The following is a 21,544-nucleotide window of genomic DNA, read 5'->3' as shown; positions in this document are numbered from 1 at the left end:
GGGACTATATAGAACTAAATAGGATAGATTAAAATTAGGTAAGACAATGTTTTTTAGATGAAAACCTCGCCATTATCCAGAAAAAATCTAATAGCAAAAATATGTTATAGAACTTGACTTCTAACTTTATACTTTCTAAATTAGGAGTTCAAATGCTTAGTTCTGAAATGCTTGAAGCAAGTAATGAATTACATCAGCTGAAAGATAAAATCGCCATACTTGATTCATTCACAGGTCAGAATAGCAGCAAGCTATATTTTGGTACGGTTGCTGAAGCACGCGGCATTATCGATATTGTCAAAAACAGCTATGCTGATCTTAGCCACAAAGTCTATGAAGGTTTGCTGTTTCAAACGCGTTTAAAACCTTATTTGAATGAATTGTCATTCAAATTTGAAAATAGTGAATTTGTGTTGGATTATGCGGCTGTTGAAACGCGATTTAAGCAGGTTTTTGCTGAAAATCCGCAAAAGGCTTTTATTGATTTAGGCGAATTGTTAGCTTTTGCCAATATAAAAGATTGGCATCAGGGTATGGCTTTGTTATCTGATTTTGCTCATCAAGGTAAAGAGGACGGGCAATTACAAGATTGGCTGGCGATGTTAGGGGAAAAAACGATTAGCATGCTGTCTGAACAAAATGGCGATGAGATGAGTAATATTTTACGAGCGGTGGGCTTGCTGGGGCGCGATGTGTTAAATGGCAACGGAGGCGATGATCATTTAATTATCGGTAGCGCAACGGCGGTAGTAGATGGCGGTTCCGGTTCGGATCTGTATGAGTTTTATCAGGGCTTCGGTATGACTACTGTTCACAATCACGATACATCAGATAATCGCTTTGATGTGATTCGTTTGCATGGTGTGAGCAAAGATGCCGTTTCTTATACGCGCGAAGGTGATGATTTGATTATTCGTGTGGCAGGTGAAACCAACAGCATTACCGTAGTGAAGATGTTTGCCGGCGATGTGTTAAGCCGTCATATTGATGCGATTGAATATGAGGGCGGTCAAATCACTTTGGCAGAAATTAAAGAAACATTATTGCGTGGAACTGATGGTAATGATGTCTTACTTGGCTATGGCGATGATGATACGGTTTACGCCGGTGCAGGAGATGATCGTATTCGAACTTTTGCCGGAAACGATATCATCTATGCCGGTGCGGGCAATGATGATATTGATGCAGGTAATGGTAATGACATCATTTATTTGGAAACAGGTAATAATCGTGCTTATGGCGGTGATGATGACGATGTTATTCATTCAGGCAGCGGTAATGATCATTTAGAGGGCGGTATTGGCTCGGATACTTATGTTTTCGCCAAACAATTTGCTCAAGATGTGGTTTTGAATTTTAATCCGCGACAGCAAGATAACGATATTTTGAAATTCACTCATGCCAAATTAAATGATGTTCGGATTTATCGTCATGAAAGCGATTTATTAATTGCGCAAAACGATGGACAACAAGTTAGTGTACAAAACTTCTTTGATCAAGACGGCAAAGGCGATTATACCGTTCAAGAGCTTCAGTTTGCCGATGGCAAATCACTAAATACCGAACAATTGCGCCAATGGGTAATTAATCCCACTCGTGGCGATGACACGATTTATGCCTATGCAGAGGGCGGTAAACTCTATGGTGGCAATGGCAATGATACTTTAATCGGCAATCAAGGCAGCGATTACTTGGCGGGCGGAAACGGCAATGATACGCTGATGGGCGGTAAAGGCGATGATAGATTAGAAGGCGGCATAGGCAACGATACTTATCTGTTTAATCTAGGCGATGGGAACGACCGCATTTATGATAGCTTTGGCAATGATGTTTTAAAATTGGGAAAAGATATTGCCAAACAAGATTTGTGGTTTACGCGTGTAGGGCGTGATTTATCTATTCAGATATTGGGCGAAAACGACAGCATTACGGTGGAGGATTGGTTTAATTTCATTCCGCGTCAGATTGAAAGTATTCAAACCCATGATGGTGCGCAGATTCATGTAGCGGCTGTGAATCAGTTAGTTCAAGCAATCGCAGCTTTTGCTCCCAATCAAGAGAATAGCTTGAGTACGCCCGAGCAGATGAGAGAATATTCAAAACAGCTTTTAGCCGGTCATCAATTTTGGCAGCATCAAGATACAACAGCGGCATTTGTGATTTAGTCCTAAAAATAAGCATAGCTTAATTAACAATATGCCCTCTGAAAGAGTTTCAGGGGGCATTCATTATGCAATCTATAGTCGAATACTTGAAAAAATACTATGTCGCTAGCTCGCCGCTTTATCTTGCTTTTCTATTTTTTTGAAGAACTTTGAACTGCTTGCTAGCGTTTTTCCGCTTTGAGGACGCGGTTGCTGAGGCTGTTGACGACTTGTTCGAGGCTGAGTTCGCCGATGAGCAGGCGGTGGACGTGTTCGACAATCGGCATATGGATTTGGTGGCGGCTGGCTAATGCCCATGTGTCGTGCGCTGCGCCTTCGCCTTCGACGACTTGTCCGATTTCGGCTTTGGCTTGTGCGGCGCTTTTGCCTTGTCCTAGGGCGAGTCCGAAGCGGCGGTTGCGCGATTGGTCGTCGGTGGCGGTTAGGACGAGGTCGCCGAGTCCCGCCAGTCCTGCCAATGTTTGGGCTTGCGCGCCTAAATGGGCGGCGAGGCGGGTGATTTCATGCAGTCCGCGCGTGATGAGGGCGGCTCTTGTGTTCGCGCCGCCGCCGATGCCGTCGGCAATACCGGTGGCGATGGCGATAACGTTTTTGACGGCACCGCCGATTTGCGCACCGATGAGATCGTTATCGGTGTAGCAGAGGAAGTTGCTGCCGTGGAAGGGGCGGGCGAAGGCTTGGGCATCATGCGGTTCGGGCGCAGAGATGGTAACGGCAGTGGCTTTGCCGGCGGCGACTTCTTTGGCAAAGCTCGGGCCGGCAAGCATCGCGTGCGGATGGGATTTGCCTAGGATGTCGTTGAAGACTTCCGAGAGCAGGCGTCCTGTGCCGTGTTCAAAGCCTTTAATCGCCCATAGGATTGGTGTCTTGATATGCAGCTGCTGCAATTGTTTGAGCAGGGGCGCGAAATGTTGGCTGGGTACGACGAGTAGGATGCTTTCGGCCTGATGCAGACTGGCGGCAAGGTCTGCATTAGGGTTCAGGTTCGGCGGAAAGGGGATGTCAGGCAGGTAACGGCGGTTTTGTCCGTTTGCTTGCAGTTGTGCGATGTGTTCGCTGCGGTGTCCCCAGAGTTGGACTTGGTGTCCGTTATTGGCAAGGCGCAATGCTAATGCTGTTCCCCAGCTGCCTGCGCCTAAGACGGCGATGCGGCTCATGGTTTTGCTCCTATGGTCTTTCAATGCGGTTTGAAAAGCAAAAAGCCTGCATCAGCAGGCTTTTTCTGTGGCGGATTAGGCTTCGCCGCTTTGTGCGCCTTGCTCTTGCATGGCAGCTTGTTGCAGGTTTTGTTGATAGATGACTTCAAAATTAATCGGCTGAATATACAGCGATGGGAAGCCGGCACGCACGATAGCGCTGCTGATGACTTCGCGCGCATAAGGGAAGAGGGTGGTGGTGCAATAGACGTTGAGCGCGTGGCTGAGTTGCTCGGGCGTCAGTCCTTTGATTTCAAAGATGCCGTTTTGCGCGACTTCAATCAAGTAGATGGTTTTTTCGTCGCCTTGGTTTTTTGCCGTTACCGTTAAGCGGACTTTGACCGCAAAATAGTCTTCTTCGGCAAGGGCTTTGATGTCGTGATTGACGCCCAGCGTAATTTCCGGGTTGAGGTTTTCATTAAAGATTTCGGGTGCGTGCGGCACTTCAATCGATAAATCGCTGACGTAGATTTTGCGTAAATCAAGGGTGACAGGTTGATTGTTTTCTTCGCTCATAGCGTTTCCTTATTTAATTACAGTGAATGAAAAATATATTGCGATTGTACCTTATAAAAAGACAAACAGCAGTATAGAGCCTAAAAATAAACGGTAAATTACATGCGGCCACATGCCGATGGTATTCAAAAAGCGTAAAAAGAGGCTGATGCAGAGATAGGCGGAGGCAAAGGCGGTGCAGTAGGAAAGTAAAATGACTTGCCAGCTGAAGTGGCTATCAGATTGCAGGAGTTTGAGTAGTCCATATGCACCTGCGGCAGCGGAAATGGGAATGGAGAGCAGGAAGGAGAAGCGGGCAGCGGCTTCGCGGCTAAAGCCCATCGCTAGTCCTGCGGTAATGGTAATGCCCGATCGCGATGTGCCGGGGATGAGGGCGATGGCTTGCGCCAGTCCGTAGAATAGGGCTTGGGTCATTGTGGTTTGCGTTAATGTGCGGATTTTTTTGCCGTAATAATCGGCTAAGCCGAGCAGGATGCCGAAGCCGATGGTGGTACAGGCAATCAGAATGGGGCTGTGCAACAGGGTATCGACATGGTCTTTCACCACAAAGCCGACCAGCAGAGCGGGAAATGTGGCGATGATGAGTTGGTTGCCAAGTTTGGCATATTGCTCGGGGTCGGGAGCTTTATGGGCGCGGAATTGCTGGCACCAATGGTAGAAAATCTGAATTAAATCGCGGCGGAAATATAAGAGAACGGCGCTTAAGGTGCCTAAGCCCGTGAAAGCATCAAAGGCAACGCCGGCTTCCGACCAGTTGAGCAGGTCGCGGGTGATGACCAAATGACCAGAGCTAGAAATGGGCAGAAATTCAGTCAGTCCTTGAATAAGAGACAGCACAAAGGCTTGCCATAAATCCATGTGTTTTCCTTGAGAGAAGTAATAAAGCGCGTTATTGTACGCATTTTCTATTTTTTGAGCGAGGATTGAGCATGAATTGGCAGGAGAAAATTGCCGCGCATCAGGCGGTGTTTGCGCAATTGGGTGAGCAAGAAGCGACGGTGGAAGCGATGGGCGCGATTATCGTGCGGAGTTTGCAGTCGGGCGGGCGGATTTTCATAGCAGGCAACGGCGGTTCCGCCGCCGATGCCCAGCATTTTGCCGCGGAATTAACCGGTCGATTTGTTACCGAACGCCGCCCTTTGGCAGGCATTGCTTTGACCACCGATACTTCCGCCTTAACCGCCATTGCCAATGATTACGGCTATGATGAAGTCTTTGCTCGCCAATTGGCAGGACTGGCGCAGGCGGGAGATGTGTTTGTGGGGATTTCCACTTCGGGCAATTCGCCTAATGTGCTGAAAGCCTTAGTGGTAGCGCAGGAAAAAGGCGTGCATACACTGGGCTTAAGTGGTCGGGACGGCGGCAAGATGGCGACGCTGTGCGAGCATTGTTTGGTCGTGCCGAGCCAGATTACCGCGCATATTCAAGAGGCGCATATTTTTGCGATTCATCATTTATGCGCTTTGGTAGATCAGGCTTTTCCGGTTTTTGCATCAGAGTCATAAATGTCTGTATTGGCAGAGGAAGGCGGGCGCATGAGATGGCAATTATTTGTGCGCCCCAATTGTTTTTTATGCGCGCAGGCTGCGCAATTATTGGCAGAAGCGGGTATTGCCGCGCAGCGGCTTGATGTGGACAGCAATTCGCAGTGGCAGGCAGAATACGGCACGTTAGTACCGGTCTTATATGACAGCGAAGAGCACAGAGAGTTGATTTATCCCTTTGATGTTGAGGAGTTGCGGCGCTTTGTCGGCTTGCCGTCGCATTAAGGCTAAGCTTTTTGATAGCCGATTCATAGTACAAAACTTTGCGTTATTTTTAATCGGCTATCAAGGAATAGGCGTTTATTGTCCGTAATAGGCGTTTTTACCGTGTTTGCGCAGATAATGTTTATCCAGCAGGCTTTGCTGCATCGCGTCCAATTGCGGATTGACTTGTAAAGAAAAGAGATTCATATAGGCGATTTCTTCCAGTACCACCGCATTATGCACCGCATTATCGGCATCTTTGCCCCAAGCGAAAGGCCCGTGGGAAGCGACTAATACCGCCGGCACCTGCATCGGGTCAATACCGCGTTCGCGGAAGGTTTCCACAATCACTTTGCCGGTTTCCAATTCATATTCGCCCTCGATTTCCGCATCTTTCATTAAGCGCGTGCAAGGGATGCTGCCGTAAAAATAATCGCCGTGCGTGGTGCCGAAGGCGTCTAAATCGCGTTGCGCCTGCGCCCAAACGGTTGCATGACGCGAATGGGTATGCACAATACCGCCGATGTGTTCGAATTGGCGGTAAAGTTCCAAATGGGTCGGTGTGTCCGAAGAGGGCTTTTTATTGCCTTCCACCACTTTGCCGCTTGCCAAATCGACCACGACCATGTCTCCAGCCGTCATAACGTCGTATTCCACGCCCGAGGGCTTAATGACGATGACGCCGTGTTCGCGATCCACCGCGCTTACGTTTCCCCATGTAAAGGTGACTAAATGGTGTTTGGGTAAGGCCAAATTGGCCGCCAAGACTTCTTCTTTCAATTGTTCTAGCATGTCATGCCTCCTTCTTGCATTTTTGTTTCAATCCAACGCCGCGCTTCAATGATTTCCGCGACCGGCTCTTCGGCTTTTTCCGTCCACATTTCAATCAGGAAGGCGCCGCGATAATTCAGTTTTTCCAAGGTCTTAAAGACATGGACGAAATCCACGCAGCCTTCGCCGAAAGGCACGTCGCGGAATTGTCCTGCACAGGTATCGCTTACTTTAAAAGTGTCTTTCAAATGAATGGCGGAAATCTTGTCGATACCGAGGGCTAGCTCGCCAGCGACATCATCATTCCAAGCCGATAAATTGCCCACATCGGGATAGACCGTAAACCACGGCGAGCGGATTTTTTCTTCCCAAGCCTTCCAGCGCGTAATCGAACTCATGAATTTCGTATCCATGATTTCCACCGCCAGCGTGATTTGCATGGACGCCGCGCGTTCTACCGCCCATTGCAAGCCTTCTTCAAAACGCGCAATCGTGCCCGCATCTTGTTCTTCATAATAAACGTCATAGCCCGCCAATTGGATGGTGCGGATGCCGACATCACTTGCCAACTGCAAAGCCTTTTCCATGATTTCATAGGCTTTTTGCCGCGTTTGCTCGTCGTGGCTGCCGAAAGGAAAACGGCGGTGTCCCGATAAACACATCGACGGCACGGTAATGCCCGTTTCGATAATCGTGCGCACTAAATCCAAACGCTGCGCTTTTGTCCAATCCAAGCGCGCCAGACGTTCGTCGGTTTCATCAACGGACATTTCTACGAAATCAAAGTCGCAGGCTTTTGCTAGTGACAGTCTGTCTTGCCAAGTCAAATGTTTAGGCAGGGCTTTTTCATAAATACCCAATTTATGTTTGCGCATTTCCTCTCCAGGTCAATATTTCAAAGGATCGTCAAGTATTCTTATATAAGATTGTTCGGAATCTGAGCCAAACAGGCATGAGCAGCCTGTTTGGCTTAAAGTGTTTAAGCGGATGTTTCGCTATTGCTTTTTTCCGGCACTAAACGGTGATAAGCCACCAAACCGCCGATAATGGCAAAGATGACAAGGCTAATCAGCACCGCACCCACGCCTGCGAGTTTGCCCATCAAAATGCCCACCACACCGAAATCGGTATCGGAGAAAGTAGTGGCGGCAAAGCCTAAATCGCCTAAGACCGGCAATAGGAAAACGGGCAAGAAGCTAATCAAAACGCCGTGTACGAAAGCGCCGACAATCGCCCCGCGCCGTCCGCCGGTGGCATTACCGAAGACGCCTGCGGTCGCACCGCAGAAGAAATGCGGCACCACGCCCGGCAGAATCAATACCCAATTGAGCATGCCCAGCATTGCCAAGCCGACTAAACCGCCGACAAAACTAGATAAAAAGCCGATTAAAACGGCATTAGGCGCATAGGGGAAGACAATCGGGCAATCCAAGGCGGGCTTGGCATTAGGCACCAACCGCTCGGAAAAACCGGTAAAGGCGGGGACGATTTCCGCCAAAATCAGGCGCACACCTTGCAAAATGATAAATACCCCTGCGGCAAAAGTAATCGCTTGGATAATGGCGAAGACTAAGAAATTCTTGCCGGCGCTTAATTGCGTTTGTACGAATTCAGGACCTGCGGCAATCACCAAAATCAGATAAATAATCGCCATCGTGATGGAAATCGAGACCGAACTGTCGCGCAAAAAACTCAAATTCTTCGGCAAATTCAATTCTTCGGTCGATTTCGAGCCTTTGCCGATCCATTGACCGATAGCGCCCGCCAGCACATAGCCTGCCGTGCCGAAATGTCCGAAGCCGACATCGTCGCTGCCGGTAATTTTGCGCATATATTTTTGCGCAATGGCAGGGAAAAACGCCATGACAAAGCCCAGCCACAGCGAGCCGACCAAGACCAGCATAAAGCTTTTCAAGCCCGCCACGCTTAAAATCACGGCAATCATGCACGCCATATAGAAGGTATGATGACCGGTTAAAAAGATGTATCGCAAACGCGTAAAGCGCGCGATTAAGATATTCGCCACCATGCCGAAAGCCATAATCAAAGCGGTCGCCGTGCCGAAGGATTTCAATGCCATCGACACCACCGCTTCGTTGTTAGGAACAATCCCTTGCACGCCGAAGCTGCCCTGCATAATCGCGCCCATCGGGCTCAAAGAGCTGACCACCAAGCCCGCGCCCCCGCTTAAGACGAGAAAGCCTAAAATCGTTTTTGTGGTTCCGCGCACCATATCGGCGGCGGATTTTTTCTGCGCGATTAAGCCTACTAAGGCGACCAAACCGACCAATACGGAAGGTTCGCTGAGAATATCGATAATAAATTTCAGCATGGCTACGCCCCTTGGACAGAGAAATAGGCTTTGAGTTTTTCTTCGTATTCCGCTGCGCTGACGAGATTTTTCATCTTAATGGTTTTTTGCGGATCTAAGCTGCTGCTGCCGGCAATATCCTCGCCCATCACGAACAGATCGGCATCATCATTGCCGGTCACCGATAAATCCGAATGTCCGACTTCCGCTTCAATTCCCAGATTTTTCAATGCCTTTTTTAAATTCATTTCCATTAAAAAACTACTGCCCAGACCATGGGCGCATACTGCTAAGATTTTCATCCTACTTCTCCATGTATGCGGCATTGCCGCGTTAAACAAAAAGCCTCGAATTGACCTGCAATTCAAGGCTTCATTTTAAAACGATTTGCGGCGGCGTTTGGCAAAAGACGGTACTTTGCGTTTAGGCTGCGCGGCAGGCGGCGTCGGCTTGGCGTGATTATCGCTTTGCGGCGGTGAGAAATCCGGTTTGCGTGCCAATAATTGCGCGTCAAAGCCCGCCAATTCTTCCAATGCCGCCTGATAAACACGGCGTTTAAAATGCACTACTTCCAAGGCAGGGCGCCAAAAATCCACCCATTGCCACTGCTCGAATTCCGGCGAGTCGTTCACATTCAAATTCACCATGCTTTCCGCGGCTTTCAAACGCAGCAAAAACCATTTCTGCTTTTGCCCGATACATTGCACCATGCCTTGCCGGCGACGGCGGCGAAAACGCAAAGGCAGACGATATGCCAGCCAAGATTTTGTTTGCGCAAGCAATTCTACATGCTCGGGCAATAAGCCCGTTTCTTCGTTTAACTCGCGATACATCGCTTGTTCGGCAGATTCGCCGGCGACCATGCCGCCTTGAGGAAATTGCCAAGCATTTTGCCCGACACGCCGCGCCCAAAACACTTCGTTGCGCGCATTGATGATCACAATGCCGACGTTGTAACGAAAGCCCTGCGCATCAAAAACATTGTCATCATTATTTTGTATATTCATGCGTGTATTGTTCCATAAGCCCGGCAAACTGACAATTTTTTGTTTTCGCTTTCTTTTTTTCTGCTTTATTATCAATCATGCAGTTTTATATCCGGCGATTTCATGGCGGAGAAGCGAGGCCTTGGAAGCAGGAAATCGCTGTCTTCCCATCCGCTGAAGTTCTGCCGCATTGTTTTATAGTCGGAGAAGTGTAAAAGTAGTACAAGGCGGCGAGCCGCAGGCAGTACAAGAGCGTACGGCAAGGCGAGCCAACACCGTAATCCTTTTTCAATTCTTTTCTTTGACTATAGTGTTTTCGGATTATTGTCCGCGCATAAAGAGTGCGCCGAGTTGTTCTTCGCTGAGTTGCGTCCATGTGGGGCGACCGTGATTGCATTGTCCTGCGGCGGGGGTGTTTTCGATGTCGCGTAGGACTTGGTTCATTTCCGAGAGCGAGAGTTTGTGATGAGCGCGGATGGCGCGGTGGCAGCTCATGGTGGAAAGAATTTGATCTTGCAGACGTTCTATGGCGCGGCTGTGCGGATATTCCGCCAGTTCATTAAGCACGTCTGCGAGAATGGCGGCATTATCGGCTTTTTTTAGAAGTTCCGGCACGCTGTCAATTAGCAGTTCTCCGCCTTCAATTCGCCATTGGTAGCCGAGCGCGGCTAGCCATTCGGCATGTTCGGCGAGCAGGTCTTCTTGCATCGGGTTAATTGCAAGCGTCTGCGGTACAAGCAGTTTTTGTGCATTGCCTTGGCTTTTTTGTCGGAGTTGGGATTTGAATTTTTCATAGATGATGCGTTCATGCGCGGCGTGCATGTCCACAATGACTAAACCTTGCCGATTTTCCGCCACAATAAAGATGCCGTGGATTTGCCCTAGGGCGAAGCCCAGAGGGTAGTCGCCCGCTTCTTCTTGGGGCGGTGTTTCTATTTGCGCCGCTGTTTTGGGACTTGCCCATTGGTAGTAGCTTTTCGTTTCTTGCAAGCTGGGGCGGCTAGGGCGCGGCGAGTCCTGATGGTAGTCGCTGCTTTTTTGCCATGCAAGGCTTTGCGGACGCATGCTTGGCGGCGGAGGAGTCGCAGGGCTGCTTGGTTTTGTCTCTTCTTGGGCGGCAGGAATGATGCTGATGTGCTGCGGGCGCACGGCGCGCAGGCTGTGATGCAGGGTGCTGAAGATGAAGTCGTGCGTGAGCGCGGCTTCACGGAAGCGTACTTCGTATTTCTGCGGATGCGCGTTTACGTCTACAAGCTCGGGGTCGATGTCCAAATACAAGACGAAGATAGGCTGGCGACCGTGGTAGAGCATGTCTTGATAGGCTTGCTTGATGGCATGCACGGTGATTTTGTCGCGCACCATACGCCCGTTAACGAAGAAAAATTGTTTGTCGCTGTTATTGCTGTGGTAGGTGGGCAGTCCGACCCAGCCATGCAGGCGCATGCTGCTTTTTTGATTATCGATTGCTACGGCTTGTTGCAAAAATTCGTCGCCGAGTACGGAATTTAAGCGTTCGGCGGGCGTGCTGCCGCCGTAGTCGGCGATTTTTTTGCCGCTGTCGTGTAAGGTAAGGCGGATATTTTGCTGCGAGAGGGCGATGCGCGCCAGCAGTTGCATGATGTGCTGGCGTTCGGTGCGTTCGCTTTTGAGGAATTTTTTCCGCGCCGGGGTGTTGTAGAACAAATCGCGAACTTCGATCGTCGTGCCGACAGGATGGGCGGCGGCGCCGATGTCCATGCTGAGATGCGGCGCGATTTTCGCGCCGTGTTCGGCCTGATGATGGCGGCTGCTTAGGGTGGTTTTCGAGACGGAGGCAATGCTGGGCAGGGCTTCGCCGCGAAATCCCAAGGTCAGGACGCGTTCAAGGTCTTCAAAGCTGCGGATCTTACTGGTGGCATGGGTGGAGAAGGCGAGCGCGAGGTCTTCGGCATGAATGCCGCTGCCGTCGTCGCGGACGCGAATCAGTTTGCTGCCCGCTTCTTCGATGTCGATGTGAATATGCTGCGCGCCGGCGTCAATTGCGTTTTCGACTAATTCTTTGACGACCGAGGCGGGGCGTTCGATGACTTCCCCTGCCGCGATTTGGTTAATCAGGGCAGGGGAGAGTTGTCGGATTCGAGGCATTAACGCGCCGCGTTGACGGTTTCCAGCAAGGCTTGCGCTTGGGCGGCGTTGGCGCTGCTGCCGTCAGGGTTTTGCACGATTGCCACCGCCACATTGCCTTGATCGGCTAGGCGGACAAGGTATTGCGGCTGCTGTTGAGCGGGGTCGTCTTTGGAGCCCCAGAGGCGGGCAAAAAAGCTTCGCTCGACTTCTGCTGTCGGCGGGCTGTAGCGGACGCGGTAAGTGCCGGTTTCGTATTGCGCGTTTTCAATCGCAAAACTGGCGCGGTCAAGCGCAATGCCGAGTACGCGCCAGCTTTGGGCATAGTTGCCGTAAATGGCGAGCGCCGGCTGTCCGTCGGCAAGCTGCATCAATTGAGTATGCCCGATGCTACTGGTCGCAGGAGCGGCACCGGATTGGGTTTGCGCGATGCCAGCATTTTTCTCTAACTCGGCTGAGATAAAGAGGGCGATACGGCGCGTCATTTCCAATTGCAATTCAGGGTTGATGGTGTCGGAAAGTTGCCATGTGAAGCCTGCCGGCTCGCTCGCCAGTCCGTAGTCACGCGCGGCGACTAATTCCGATTGGGTGTAAATCAGGGCGATATCCGTGCCGCCTTGTGCATTGCGGCTAAAGCGAAGGCGGTAGCGGTCGCGTTGGTCGGAATCGCTTAAGAAGCCGAGCAAATTATTTAAGAAACCGCCGATGCCGGCACTGGGTTTGCTAGAAGCGTTTTCCAGCCAATCGGTTTCCATAATGCCGATTTGCGGATTGTCGGTAGCTAGGCGCACGCCGTTGTTCTGCCAGTAGCGTTTGACGATTTGCCATGCGCTCGAAGGGTCGGCGGCGGTGCTAATATAGGGCAGGGCACCGGCGGATTCGATGACTTGCACATTGTATAAGGTCGGCAAGACTTCAATGTAGCCGCGGGTATTGCGTTGCACGCGCGCTTGCTCGTAATCGCGGTAGGAAGCGACCGGTGCAGGACTCATGTCGGAAATGCCTGCTTGGCTATCCAAACTGGCATTGCTGAGATTGGGCGGCACTTCGATTTTGCGCCCGATATTGCTTTGGCGGTAATCCGGCGCGCGGTCAGGCAGATTGTCTAGGATAGAACCTGTGGAGCAGGCGGCGAGTACGATTGCGGAACTTGTAAGTAACAGTTTGTTTTTCATCTGAATTCCTTTTCGGTTGAAACTCCGCCATTTATGGCGATAGAATTTTATTGGGAGCGGTAGTAAGCGTTTCCAATTCAGGGCTGTGTCGTGTCCTGTGCGTTGAAACATAAATATCCTTTGCTTTGCTAATCTGCGCGGAACGAAAACGATGCGCAGATTAGCATATTGCTTTTGTCGGCGGTAGTCTTAGATTAAGCCCGCTTGACGCAGGGCGGCTTCCATTGGCGCTTGATGGGTTTCGGCAAAGGGGACGAGGGGCAGGCGGATGCCGCCTTGGATTTTGTCCATGCGCTGCATTGCCCATTTGGCGGGGATGGGATTGGCTTCGACAAAAAGCTGCGTATGCAGGGCGGCAAGGCTGTCGTTGATGGCATTTGCCGCTTGCGCCTCACCTTTGAGGGCATGGCGCATCATGGCGGACATTTGCGCGGGAGCAAGGTTGGCGGTAACGGAAATCACGCCGTCAATCAGCCCTTCGTTTGCCGCTTCGCAGCAGATGCCGTCTTCGCCTGAGAAAATTTTAAAATCGCCGCCGCGCGGGAAGAGCGGCAGCAGTTCACGCAGACGCGTCAAGGGCGTGGCTTCTTTAATGCCGACGATGTTTTTGATTTTTGCCAGTGCGGCGGTGGTTTCGGGCAGTAAATCACAGCCGGTGCGGCCGGGGACGTTGTATAAAATAACCGGTAGCGGCACGGCATGGGCGACTTGCTCGAAATGGGTATAGAGTCCGCGTTGCGGCGGTTTGTTGTAATAGGGGGTAACTTGCAAAGTGGCGTCGCAGCCGCCGTGGTAGGCGGAGAATGTCAGCTCGATGGCTTCGCGCGTGGCATTGCCGCCTGCGCCTGCAATGACGGGAACGCGTTTTTTAACCATTTCTACGGTAAAGCGAATCACGGCTTTGTGTTCGTCAAAATTCAGCGTGGCGGACTCGCCGGTCGTGCCGACCGAGACAATGGCATCGGTGCCGCTTTGGATATGCCATTCAATCAATTGCTCGAGACTATCCCAATCTACTGCGCCGTCTGTGTGCATCGGCGTGACCAATGCCACCATAGAACCTGAAAACATAGAGAATTCCTATTGCAATAAAAAAACGCATGGTATGCGTTTTATGCCTTGAAAATCAAGGGGTATAAAATATGTTTTCGGCGAATGTGCACAAATGCTAGAAATGACGATAAGTTTATACGATAGGATATGAAATTCGTTACAATCACGCCTTTATTTAGTGAAGAGAGGACGAACATGAATCTAAAAACCCTAAGCGCTGCTTTGCTGCTGGCCAGCGACAGCGGTTTTGCCGCCAATGAGATTCTCAGCAATGCCGCAGATCGCCAGAGTTTGGCGGTGGCGATTTATAACGACGGACTGGCGCTGATTCGCGAAAGTCGCCAATTGAATCTGGCGGAAGGCGAGAATCAAATTGCTTTGCGCGACGTGTCCGGCATGATCATGAGCGAGACCGTGTCTTTGAAAGCGGGCGATGCCGACGTGCAATTGCTCGAGCAAAATTTTGACTATGATTTATTAAGCGAGGCTTCTCTGTTAGACAAATACGTCGGCAAAGAAGTGAACGTCATCAGCCGTAGGGCAAACGGCGAGGAAAGCAGCGAAAAAGCGACCTTGCTGGCATATAACGACGGCAGCATTGTGCTGCAATACGCCGACCGCATTGAAACGGGCTTGGCGGAAAACGCGCGTTTGGCTTTTGCCGAGCTGCCGGCGAATTTGCGCGATCGTCCTACTTTGAACCTGCGTTTGCAAAGCGCGACGGCAGGCGAGCAGAAAGTGGATGTGGCGTATTTGAGCAACGGTTTGCGCTGGCAGGCGGATTATGTGGCGAATTTGAGCGGCGATGAAAAAACGTTGGATTTGGCGGGCTGGGTAACGCTGAACAATCAAAGCGGCACCCGCTATGAAAACGCGCAATTGCAATTGATTGCAGGCGATGTGAACCGTGCGCCGCCTGAGGTTTTGCGCCGCGCTTATGCTGCAGAGGCAATCATGATGGCGGCAACGCCCGCGGCAGCGGAAATGAGCGAAGAGGCTTTGTTTGAATATCATCTGTACACGCTGAACCGCCCCACGACCATAGAAAATAATCAAAGCAAACAAGTGGCGCTCTTAAGCGGCAATCAGATTCCCGTCCGCAAAGAATACCGCCTGCAGGGCAGCGATTATTGGTATTACCGCGCGGTAGAAAATGCCGAACTGGGCGAAGAACGCAAAGTGGCGGTCTATGTGGAATTTGACAATAAGGAAGAAGCGCAATTGGGCTTGCCGCTGCCTAAAGGCGTGGTACGCGTATATAAAAGCGATAGCCAAGACCGCGCGCTTTTCATCGGTGAAGACCGCATCGCCCATACCGCGAAAAATGAAACCGTGCGTCTGAAATTGGGCGATGCCTTTGATGTGAAAGGCGTATGGAAACATCTTTCTACCGAGCCCGTGAGCAGCGCGCAATTGGTCGGCAAGCTCTTGGGCGGCAAAGGCAAGGCTTATGATATTAAGGTATCGATTAGCTTGAGCAATGCTAAAGAAGAAGCGGTAAGCGTGAAAATAGTAGAGCCGATTCCCGGCTTCTGGGAAATGCAAAGCGAAAGCCATCCGCATCAGAAAGTCGGCGCGAATTTGGCGCAATGGAACGTGCCTGTGCCTGCCGAAGGCAAAGCGGAGCTGAATTACACCGTGCGCGTACGCTTTGATTAAGGGAAGGGGCAATAATCCTAGCCTTATCATCATAGACAGCATTTGCTTAACCATTGTTCAATCGTAAGAGGTTTTTTTGTGTTTAAAAAGCGACATAGCATGAGGTAATCTGTTTTAAAACATTGGGTTAAATAGATAAAAATTTGCTTAACCGTTGCTTAACCAAAAAGGAGAAACAGTTTATGGATTCTAAAAAATCAATGCAATTAATCGCCTTATTGCAAGAATTGCTGCATCTTCCCAGAGAAAGCGAATGGCTGGAATTTAAACACAATAATGCAGATGCTGTAATGATAGGCGAGAGAATTTCGGCATTAGCAAACAGCGCTTCTTTGCTCGGCAAATCTAGCGCTTATATGGTATGGGGTGTGGAAGATGAATCATATCGTATTGTAGGTACGAGTTTTCAGCCTGCAAACGTACGCTATAAGCAGCAGGAATTAGAAAATTGGTTACTGCAAAAAATTGAACCTAAAATTGATTTTCGCTTTTTTGAATTTGACTATCAGGGTAAAGCGATGGTCATTTTAGAAATTCAGCCTGCTATCCATCAACCGCTACGTTTTGACGGCACCGAATTTATCCGTATCGGCTCATATACCAAAAAATTGCGAGATTTTTCCGAAAAAGAACGCCAATTATGGCGGCTGTTAGATAAAACGCCCTTTGAACGCCAAATCGCTCTGACAGATGTCTCTGGAGAAAGAGTTTTGATGTTGTTAGATTTTTCTAAATATTTCGATTTAACTCATCAGCCTCTTCCCGAAAATCAAGCAGGCATTTTGGATAAATTGTGTGCCGATAAACTGATTTTTGAAAATGCGGGTTTATGGCATATCAGTAATTTAGGGGCGATATTATTTGCTAAAAATTTAGCTGATTTTGATCATTTAGCTAAAAAAGCAGTGCGTATTATTCGCTATAAAAACAATGATAAATTTGCAGCAATTCAAGAGCTCGATAGTCATGCCGGCTATGCGGTGGATTTTGAGTTGATAATGAACAATATTAAAGCACTTTTACCGTCTTATGAAGAGATTGGCTTGACTTTTCGCCAAAATATGAATGCTTATCCTGATATTGCCTTGCGTGAACTAGTCGCGAATGCTTTAATTCATCAGGATTTTCATCAATCAGGTACATCTCCGATGATTGAAATATTTTTACACCGCTTAGAAATCACTAATTCCGGCTCGCCCTTGATTGACGTTAATCGTTTCATGGATAAGCCGCCGTGTAGCCGCAATGAGCATTTGGCAAGTTTAATGAGGCGAATGAATATTTGCGAAGAACGCGGTACGGGCATTGATAAGGTGGTATTTCAAATTGAGTTAAATCAGATGCCTGCTCCTTTATTTGAAAATTTGGACAACTATACTAAAGTCGTGCTATTTACATATCGCTCGTTTGGCGATATGAGTAAGGAAGAACGTCTGCGAGCTTGTTATTGGCATTGTGTGTTTAAATACATCAAACATGAGCAAATGAGTAATGCCAGTTTGCGTGAACGCTTTGGTAATGCGGTCAGTCCCCCGATGATTAGCAAAATCATCAAAGAAGCAATCGAGAAAAACATCGTTCGCTTGTTCGATGAAAAGGCTGGCACCAAAGCAATGAAATATGTGCCCTATTGGGCATAGTTTGATTAATTTTTGCCAAGAGATACGAATGAAAAATGTAAAGCCGGATTTCCTACCCCTTCCAACTACTGGCGGCGGCAGCTTTTCTGCTGCTGATTTGCAAGGCACTTGGACGGTACTGTATTTCTATCCCAAAGATTCTACCCCCGGTTGCACTACCGAAGGGCTGGAGTTTTCTGCGTTGGCGCCGCAATTTGCCGCTTTGGGTGCCGCGATTTACGGCGTATCGCGCGACAGTCTTGCTTCGCATGAAAAGTTTATGTGTAAACATGGCTTTGCTTTTGAATTAATTAGCGACAGCGAGGAAAGTTTGTGCCGCGCATTTGACGTGATTCAGGAAAAAATGAATTTCGGCAAAAAATATTTCGGCATCGTGCGCAGCACTTTTCTGATAAATCCGCAGGGCGAGATTGTGCGCGAATGGCGCAAGGTCAAAGTCGCCAGACATGCCCAAGAAGTCTTGGCGGCATTGCAGGCGGCGCAGAATCTGTCTGTATCTTGAGATTTTTATATAATTTTGTGCAGTCAGAATATCTCTGAAAAGCCTGTGATTTTTAAGTAGAGAGTATAAAGAATCAAGCTGTCTTTGCATGTAGAAAACGCAAAGACAGCTTTTTTAGAGCTTATTTGAACAGTGAATAAATAATGTTAGAAATGGCTACCAAGCCCATAAATACCACAAATAGATTGCTGAGTTTGCCGCCGAATTTGTGCATTGCAGGAATTTTGCGGATGCCATACATCGGCATAATGAACAGAATCATTGCAATAATCGGTCCGCCTAAGGCTTCAATCAAGCCCAAGATGCTCGGGTTGATGATGGCGACAATCCACAAGGTCAGCATGAAAAATACCGCAGAAATCAAATTCAGTTTTTTATGATCGATTTCGCTAGCGGCTCCTGTATCGCGGCGCAACTTGATAATCAAGCCTTCCAAACCTTCGCGAGCACCTAAATAATGACCAAAGAAGGAACTGGTGATTGCCAAGAATGCTACCAAAGGTCCTAAATAGGAAATAAAGGGGCTTTCGAATTTATTGGCTAAGAAAGACAGAATGGAGATGTTTTCCTGTTTCGCCTGTACCAATTCGGCAGGGGTTAAACTCAATACGCAGCTAAATACAAACAGCATTACGAATAAGAGCAGAATGCCGGCGGTGCCGAAGAGCGATTTGCGCACATGTTTATCCGTGGTTTGCGCGTCGCCGTATTCGCGCTGATTAGAAATTGCAAAAGTAGAAATCGCCGGTGAATGGTTAAACGAGAACACTAATACAGGAATGGTCACCCACAGCGTATTGATAAATGCGCCGGTATCAGGCACTACGCTTAAATTGTTTAAATTCCATTGTGGAATTAGGAATAAAGATAAGCCGAATAAAATCAGTACCAAAGGATAGACCAACCATTCGGTCACCTTCAATACGAATTTCTCGCCCACCATGAGTACGCCGATCATAGATGCAATCAGCACGCCGGAGAGCAAAGCACGCGGCAGTTCGCTCATGCCCAATTGGTTAACCCAAAAGGATTGCACGGTATTGGTAATGCCGTTGCCGTAAATCAGCAGAATAGGGAAAATCGCAAAGAAATACAGAAAGGTAATCAGTTTGCCGGCGGTTTTGCCGAAATGCTCTTCTACTACTTCGGTAATATCGCTGCCTTGTTTGGATGAAGACAAAACGAAACGCGCCAAACCTAAATGCGCCAAATAGGTCATCGGTCCGACGATAATTGCCATAATTACTAAAGGCCAAATGCCCTGCATACCGGCATTAATCGGCAAGAACAGCACACCTGCGCCGACGGCCGTGCCGAATAGATTTAGCATCCAGCGCAAATCAAATTTATTGCATTTGCTATCGGGTTGCACATTCATCATAACCCTCCTAAAGTTGAAGAAATAATGCCTTTTAAAACAATGTGATTTTAAAGAAGTCAGATACTTTTTTAAATATCTGACGGCGAGGCGAATGGTAGCTAGTGATTAAAAACTTGTCAAATATTAACTTTTTTAGGCTATTTTTGGAGGTTTTTCACTCAAAATCAGAGAGAATTTCTATGATGATAATCTGATTAAAATCAGTTTATTGTTTAATTTAATGTGAAAAATTTGGTTGATTTTACTTTAATTTAACTAAAATTAAATTAAAAATAACATATTTTTAACAGTTGTGCGCTTTTGCTGATTTTTGTGTGTGAAAATATGGTTTTTTGTGAAAAAATATTCTTAATCAATTGCTTGTTTTTATTTTGGCTTGCTTTTTCATCGTCAGAGCTTGCAGACGGAGTTTGCAGAGATGCTTATGGTCAAATAATTGAAATTATATTAATGAGTTGCTTTGATTTATACTATTTTAGATAAAAAGCCGCTGATGAAGCAGCGGCTGTTTCGCACATTTATTTATTTTGCTTTCTTGCCCAATAGGTAGCGAGTAATGCTCCCGAAATATTGTGCCAGACGCTAAAAATGGCGCTAGGTACGGCAACTGCTGGAAAGAGCGCAAAATGCGCTTTAGCCAATGCCACGCCTAAGCCTGAATTTTGCATACCGACTTCAATAGCAACCGTCTTCTGTGCGTCATAAGGCAATTTGGCGAATTTTGCAACGCAAAAGCCGAGTAAATAGCCTAATCCGTTATGCAATATGACAACCCCTAAAATGATTACTCCGTTTTGTATGATTTCTTGACGGCTGACGGCAACAACACCTGCAATAATTAAGGCAATAGAGGTGACGGAAACTAAAGGCAATGCCTGAGCGGCGGCTTCAGTTTGTTTGCGGAAAAGTTTATGCGCCACAACGCCTAAGAAAATCGGCAGCAATACGATTTTGATGATAGAAATAAGCATATTGGCGGCATTGATTTCTAACCATTGATTGGCGAACAGCCAAAATACCGCCGGCGTCAGCAGAGGGGCAAGCAGCGTCGTGATGGAGGTCATGCCGACAGAAAGGGCGATATTGCCGCGCGCCAAATAAGTCATGACATTTGAAGAAGTACCGCCCGGGCAGGAGCCGACCAGAATTAACCCTGCGGCAATCTCCGCCGGCAGTGCAAAGACTTTAGCCAAAACAAAGGCGATACCGGGCATAATCATGAATTGTGCAACAATGCCGATGATGACGGCTTTTGGATGTGTGGCGATGATTTTAAAATCGCTAGGCTGCAAGGTCAGCCCCATGCCAAACATAATGATACCTAAAAGATAGATAATTATCGGCGTGACCCATAAAAAGGCATTAGGAGCGAAAAATCCCAAGCAGGCAAAAATAGCCGCCCAAAGCGCGAAGGTTTTACCGACAAACTGGCTGAATTGCTGTAGTGTTTTCATAGAGAAATAATGTCCTAGAGAAAAAGCCCGTCAGCATACTACAAAAAGCATCATTATGCGCATTTAAGAAAGCTGCGCGAGGCAATCAGCACAAGAGAATTTTTTCATAGGCAAAAATGCGCTAGAATTTTTAATAATAGGATTGTGAATGATGAGTAAATTTCTTTTTGTTGCTATAGGTTTATGAATATGATGAGATTAATCAATGTTTTTCTTGTGTTTTCTTTGGCTGCGTGCAGCAGCAATCCTTCCGCTGTCGGCGATGCGCCTGCAACGGCGGCGGCAGTCGATTTGCCGCGTTATATGGGAACTTGGTATGAAATGGCACGTTTGCCGATGCCTTATCAGGAACAATGTGTTAGTGAAGTGCAAGCGCACTATCGTCTTAATAAAGACAATAGCGTAAGCGTGGAAAATTCTTGCCGCAATCAGACAGGCGCAATCAGCCGCGTAGAAGGTTTGGCAACAGTTGTGGACGATAGCGGTGCGAAATTGCAAGTGAGTTTTTTGCCTAAATTTATCCGCTGGCTGCCGGTGGGGAAAGCGGCGTATTGGATATTGCGTATTGATGAAGATTACCGCCATGCTTTAGTGGGTACGCCGGAACGCAAATATTTATGGATATTATCGCGCAGCCCGAATATGGATGATGATGTATTGCAAAGCTATATCGATAGCGCTCAAGCGCAAGGCTATGACACCGCTAATCTTATTCGTAATCCTTAAAAATATTTGCATTTGGGTGGCAGATTCAAGTATGAAGTGCAACGCGCCCAAAGCTAGCTTTAACCTCCAATGGCGTCATAAAGCCTAGCACCTTACGAGGACGATTATTCAAATTGTCCTCTATCTCTTTGATGAATTCAGCGCAGAGATTATCAAGT

The 21,544-nt window shown here is 48.2% G+C and carries 20 protein-coding genes and 1 pseudogene; 7 read left to right on the top strand and 14 right to left on the bottom strand.

Annotated features, from left to right (window positions below):
• Positions 1-152 precede the first annotated feature (152 nt).
• Positions 153-2,165, top strand: a complete 2,013-nt coding sequence (locus ACJHVI_RS07060) for a calcium-binding protein (RefSeq protein WP_483184039.1) — start codon at positions 153-155, stop codon at positions 2,163-2,165.
• 161 nt (positions 2,166-2,326) lie between these two features.
• On the opposite strand, the gene ACJHVI_RS07055 is transcribed toward ACJHVI_RS07060, so the two are convergent.
• The 3 genes from ACJHVI_RS07055 to ACJHVI_RS07045 all read right to left on the bottom strand — a co-directional run bounded on the left by ACJHVI_RS07055 (position 2,327) and on the right by ACJHVI_RS07045 (position 4,735).
• A complete protein-coding gene (locus ACJHVI_RS07055; RefSeq protein ID WP_483184038.1) occupies positions 2,327-3,322 on the bottom strand; it encodes an NAD(P)H-dependent glycerol-3-phosphate dehydrogenase in 996 nt (331 codons plus the stop codon).
• 75 nt (positions 3,323-3,397) lie between these two features.
• Complete coding sequence (secB, locus tag ACJHVI_RS07050) at positions 3,398-3,877, bottom strand: protein-export chaperone SecB (RefSeq protein WP_483184036.1); 480 nt, start codon at positions 3,875-3,877, stop codon at positions 3,398-3,400.
• Positions 3,878-3,928: 51 nt separating this feature from the next.
• Positions 3,929-4,735 carry an undecaprenyl-diphosphate phosphatase gene (locus tag ACJHVI_RS07045; protein WP_483184034.1) on the bottom strand — a complete coding sequence of 269 codons (807 nt, stop codon included), beginning with the start codon at positions 4,733-4,735 and terminating at the stop codon, positions 3,929-3,931.
• Positions 4,736-4,806: 71 nt separating this feature from the next.
• On the opposite strand from ACJHVI_RS07045, the gene ACJHVI_RS07040 reads away from it, so the two are divergent.
• Together ACJHVI_RS07040 and ACJHVI_RS07035 are read left to right on the top strand one after the other, a co-directional pair.
• Positions 4,807-5,382, top strand: a complete 576-nt coding sequence (locus ACJHVI_RS07040) for a D-sedoheptulose-7-phosphate isomerase (protein ID WP_483184032.1) — start codon at positions 4,807-4,809, stop codon at positions 5,380-5,382.
• Between the two features lie 30 nt (positions 5,383-5,412).
• Entirely contained in the window at positions 5,413-5,646 is a 234-nt protein-coding gene (locus tag ACJHVI_RS07035; RefSeq protein ID WP_483184030.1) for a glutaredoxin family protein, read from the top strand.
• A 75-nt stretch (positions 5,647-5,721) separates the two neighbouring features.
• On the opposite strand, the gene araD is transcribed toward ACJHVI_RS07035, so the two are convergent.
• The 8 genes from araD to dapA form a co-directional block, all read right to left on the bottom strand.
• Complete coding sequence (gene araD / locus ACJHVI_RS07030; protein ID WP_483184028.1) at positions 5,722-6,417, bottom strand: L-ribulose-5-phosphate 4-epimerase; 696 nt, start codon at positions 6,415-6,417, stop codon at positions 5,722-5,724.
• The gene (locus tag ACJHVI_RS07025) at positions 6,411-7,271 is read right to left on the bottom strand and encodes an L-ribulose-5-phosphate 3-epimerase (protein WP_483184026.1); all 861 of its coding nucleotides are present in this window, start codon (positions 7,269-7,271) and stop codon (positions 6,411-6,413) included. Before ACJHVI_RS07025 ends, araD begins: the two co-directional genes overlap by 7 nt.
• Positions 7,272-7,375: 104 nt before the next feature.
• On the bottom strand, positions 7,376-8,728 hold the full coding sequence (locus ACJHVI_RS07020) for a PTS ascorbate transporter subunit IIC (RefSeq protein ID WP_483184025.1): 1,353 nt from the start codon (positions 8,726-8,728) through the stop codon (positions 7,376-7,378).
• A 2-nt stretch (positions 8,729-8,730) separates the two neighbouring features.
• Entirely contained in the window at positions 8,731-9,009 is a 279-nt protein-coding gene (locus ACJHVI_RS07015) for a PTS sugar transporter subunit IIB (protein WP_483184024.1), read from the bottom strand.
• A 75-nt stretch (positions 9,010-9,084) separates the two neighbouring features.
• Positions 9,085-9,714 (bottom strand): RNA pyrophosphohydrolase, encoded by a 630-nt coding sequence (locus ACJHVI_RS07010; RefSeq protein WP_483184022.1) that lies wholly within the window; start codon positions 9,712-9,714, stop codon positions 9,085-9,087.
• Positions 9,715-10,014: 300 nt separating this feature from the next.
• Positions 10,015-11,817: a DNA mismatch repair endonuclease MutL gene (gene mutL / locus ACJHVI_RS07005; protein ID WP_483184021.1), complete on the bottom strand. Its 1,803-nt coding sequence runs from the start codon at positions 11,815-11,817 to the stop codon at positions 10,015-10,017.
• The gene (bamC, locus tag ACJHVI_RS07000) at positions 11,817-12,971 is read right to left on the bottom strand and encodes an outer membrane protein assembly factor BamC (protein WP_483184019.1); all 1,155 of its coding nucleotides are present in this window, start codon (positions 12,969-12,971) and stop codon (positions 11,817-11,819) included. Before bamC ends, mutL begins: the two co-directional genes overlap by 1 nt.
• A gap of 189 nt (positions 12,972-13,160) precedes the next feature.
• Positions 13,161-14,042 carry a 4-hydroxy-tetrahydrodipicolinate synthase gene (gene dapA / locus ACJHVI_RS06995; RefSeq protein WP_483184017.1) on the bottom strand — a complete coding sequence of 294 codons (882 nt, stop codon included), beginning with the start codon at positions 14,040-14,042 and terminating at the stop codon, positions 13,161-13,163.
• Between the two features lie 177 nt (positions 14,043-14,219).
• On the opposite strand from dapA, the gene ACJHVI_RS06990 reads away from it, so the two are divergent.
• From ACJHVI_RS06990 to ACJHVI_RS06980, 3 genes are all read left to right on the top strand, one after another.
• Positions 14,220-15,683, top strand: coding sequence for a DUF4139 domain-containing protein (locus tag ACJHVI_RS06990; RefSeq protein WP_483184016.1), 1,464 nt, complete (start codon positions 14,220-14,222; stop codon positions 15,681-15,683).
• Positions 15,684-15,865: 182 nt separating this feature from the next.
• Positions 15,866-17,323: an RNA-binding domain-containing protein gene (locus tag ACJHVI_RS06985; RefSeq protein ID WP_483184014.1), complete on the top strand. Its 1,458-nt coding sequence runs from the start codon at positions 15,866-15,868 to the stop codon at positions 17,321-17,323.
• A gap of 28 nt (positions 17,324-17,351) precedes the next feature.
• The gene (locus ACJHVI_RS06980) at positions 17,352-17,825 is read left to right on the top strand and encodes a peroxiredoxin (RefSeq protein ID WP_483184012.1); all 474 of its coding nucleotides are present in this window, start codon (positions 17,352-17,354) and stop codon (positions 17,823-17,825) included.
• Between the two features lie 121 nt (positions 17,826-17,946).
• On the opposite strand, the gene ACJHVI_RS06975 is transcribed toward ACJHVI_RS06980, so the two are convergent.
• Both ACJHVI_RS06975 and ACJHVI_RS06970 read right to left on the bottom strand, forming a co-directional pair.
• Entirely contained in the window at positions 17,947-19,203 is a 1,257-nt protein-coding gene (locus tag ACJHVI_RS06975) for a serine/threonine transporter (RefSeq protein ID WP_483184041.1), read from the bottom strand.
• 521 nt (positions 19,204-19,724) lie between these two features.
• A complete protein-coding gene (locus tag ACJHVI_RS06970; protein WP_483184010.1) occupies positions 19,725-20,660 on the bottom strand; it encodes a bile acid:sodium symporter family protein in 936 nt (311 codons plus the stop codon).
• Between the two features lie 189 nt (positions 20,661-20,849).
• Between ACJHVI_RS06970 and ACJHVI_RS06965 the strand changes: the two genes are divergently transcribed.
• Positions 20,850-21,386 (top strand): lipocalin family protein, encoded by a 537-nt coding sequence (locus ACJHVI_RS06965; RefSeq protein WP_483184008.1) that lies wholly within the window; start codon positions 20,850-20,852, stop codon positions 21,384-21,386.
• Positions 21,387-21,411: 25 nt separating this feature from the next.
• On the opposite strand, the pseudogene ACJHVI_RS06960 reads toward ACJHVI_RS06965, so the two are convergent.
• A pseudogene (locus ACJHVI_RS06960) lies at positions 21,412-21,544 on the bottom strand (IS30 family transposase); the annotation flags it as partial.

This window comes from Suttonella sp., assembly GCF_056855035.1.
This window is presented reverse-complemented; position numbering and strand designations above follow the sequence as displayed.

Bases quoted from the DNA above. Each gene is read 5' to 3' on its own strand.
- ACJHVI_RS07060 (WP_483184039.1), top strand. From the start codon at position 153: ATGCTTAGTTCTGAAATGCTTGAAGCAAGTAATGAATTACATCAGCTG.
- ACJHVI_RS07055 (WP_483184038.1), bottom strand. From the start codon at position 3,322: ATGAGCCGCATCGCCGTCTTAGGCGCAGGCAGCTGGGGAACAGCATTA.
- secB (WP_483184036.1), bottom strand. From the start codon at position 3,877: ATGAGCGAAGAAAACAATCAACCTGTCACCCTTGATTTACGCAAAATC.
- ACJHVI_RS07045 (WP_483184034.1), bottom strand. From the start codon at position 4,735: ATGGATTTATGGCAAGCCTTTGTGCTGTCTCTTATTCAAGGACTGACT.
- ACJHVI_RS07040 (WP_483184032.1), top strand. From the start codon at position 4,807: ATGAATTGGCAGGAGAAAATTGCCGCGCATCAGGCGGTGTTTGCGCAA.
- ACJHVI_RS07035 (WP_483184030.1), top strand. From the start codon at position 5,413: ATGAGATGGCAATTATTTGTGCGCCCCAATTGTTTTTTATGCGCGCAG.
- araD (WP_483184028.1), bottom strand. From the start codon at position 6,417: ATGCTAGAACAATTGAAAGAAGAAGTCTTGGCGGCCAATTTGGCCTTA.
- ACJHVI_RS07025 (WP_483184026.1), bottom strand. From the start codon at position 7,271: ATGCGCAAACATAAATTGGGTATTTATGAAAAAGCCCTGCCTAAACAT.
- ACJHVI_RS07020 (WP_483184025.1), bottom strand. From the start codon at position 8,728: ATGCTGAAATTTATTATCGATATTCTCAGCGAACCTTCCGTATTGGTC.
- ACJHVI_RS07015 (WP_483184024.1), bottom strand. From the start codon at position 9,009: ATGAAAATCTTAGCAGTATGCGCCCATGGTCTGGGCAGTAGTTTTTTA.
- ACJHVI_RS07010 (WP_483184022.1), bottom strand. From the start codon at position 9,714: ATGAATATACAAAATAATGATGACAATGTTTTTGATGCGCAGGGCTTT.
- mutL (WP_483184021.1), bottom strand. From the start codon at position 11,817: ATGCCTCGAATCCGACAACTCTCCCCTGCCCTGATTAACCAAATCGCG.
- bamC (WP_483184019.1), bottom strand. From the start codon at position 12,971: ATGAAAAACAAACTGTTACTTACAAGTTCCGCAATCGTACTCGCCGCC.
- dapA (WP_483184017.1), bottom strand. From the start codon at position 14,042: ATGTTTTCAGGTTCTATGGTGGCATTGGTCACGCCGATGCACACAGAC.
- ACJHVI_RS06990 (WP_483184016.1), top strand. From the start codon at position 14,220: ATGAATCTAAAAACCCTAAGCGCTGCTTTGCTGCTGGCCAGCGACAGC.
- ACJHVI_RS06985 (WP_483184014.1), top strand. From the start codon at position 15,866: ATGGATTCTAAAAAATCAATGCAATTAATCGCCTTATTGCAAGAATTG.
- ACJHVI_RS06980 (WP_483184012.1), top strand. From the start codon at position 17,352: ATGAAAAATGTAAAGCCGGATTTCCTACCCCTTCCAACTACTGGCGGC.
- ACJHVI_RS06975 (WP_483184041.1), bottom strand. From the start codon at position 19,203: ATGAATGTGCAACCCGATAGCAAATGCAATAAATTTGATTTGCGCTGG.
- ACJHVI_RS06970 (WP_483184010.1), bottom strand. From the start codon at position 20,660: ATGAAAACACTACAGCAATTCAGCCAGTTTGTCGGTAAAACCTTCGCG.
- ACJHVI_RS06965 (WP_483184008.1), top strand. From the start codon at position 20,850: ATGATGAGATTAATCAATGTTTTTCTTGTGTTTTCTTTGGCTGCGTGC.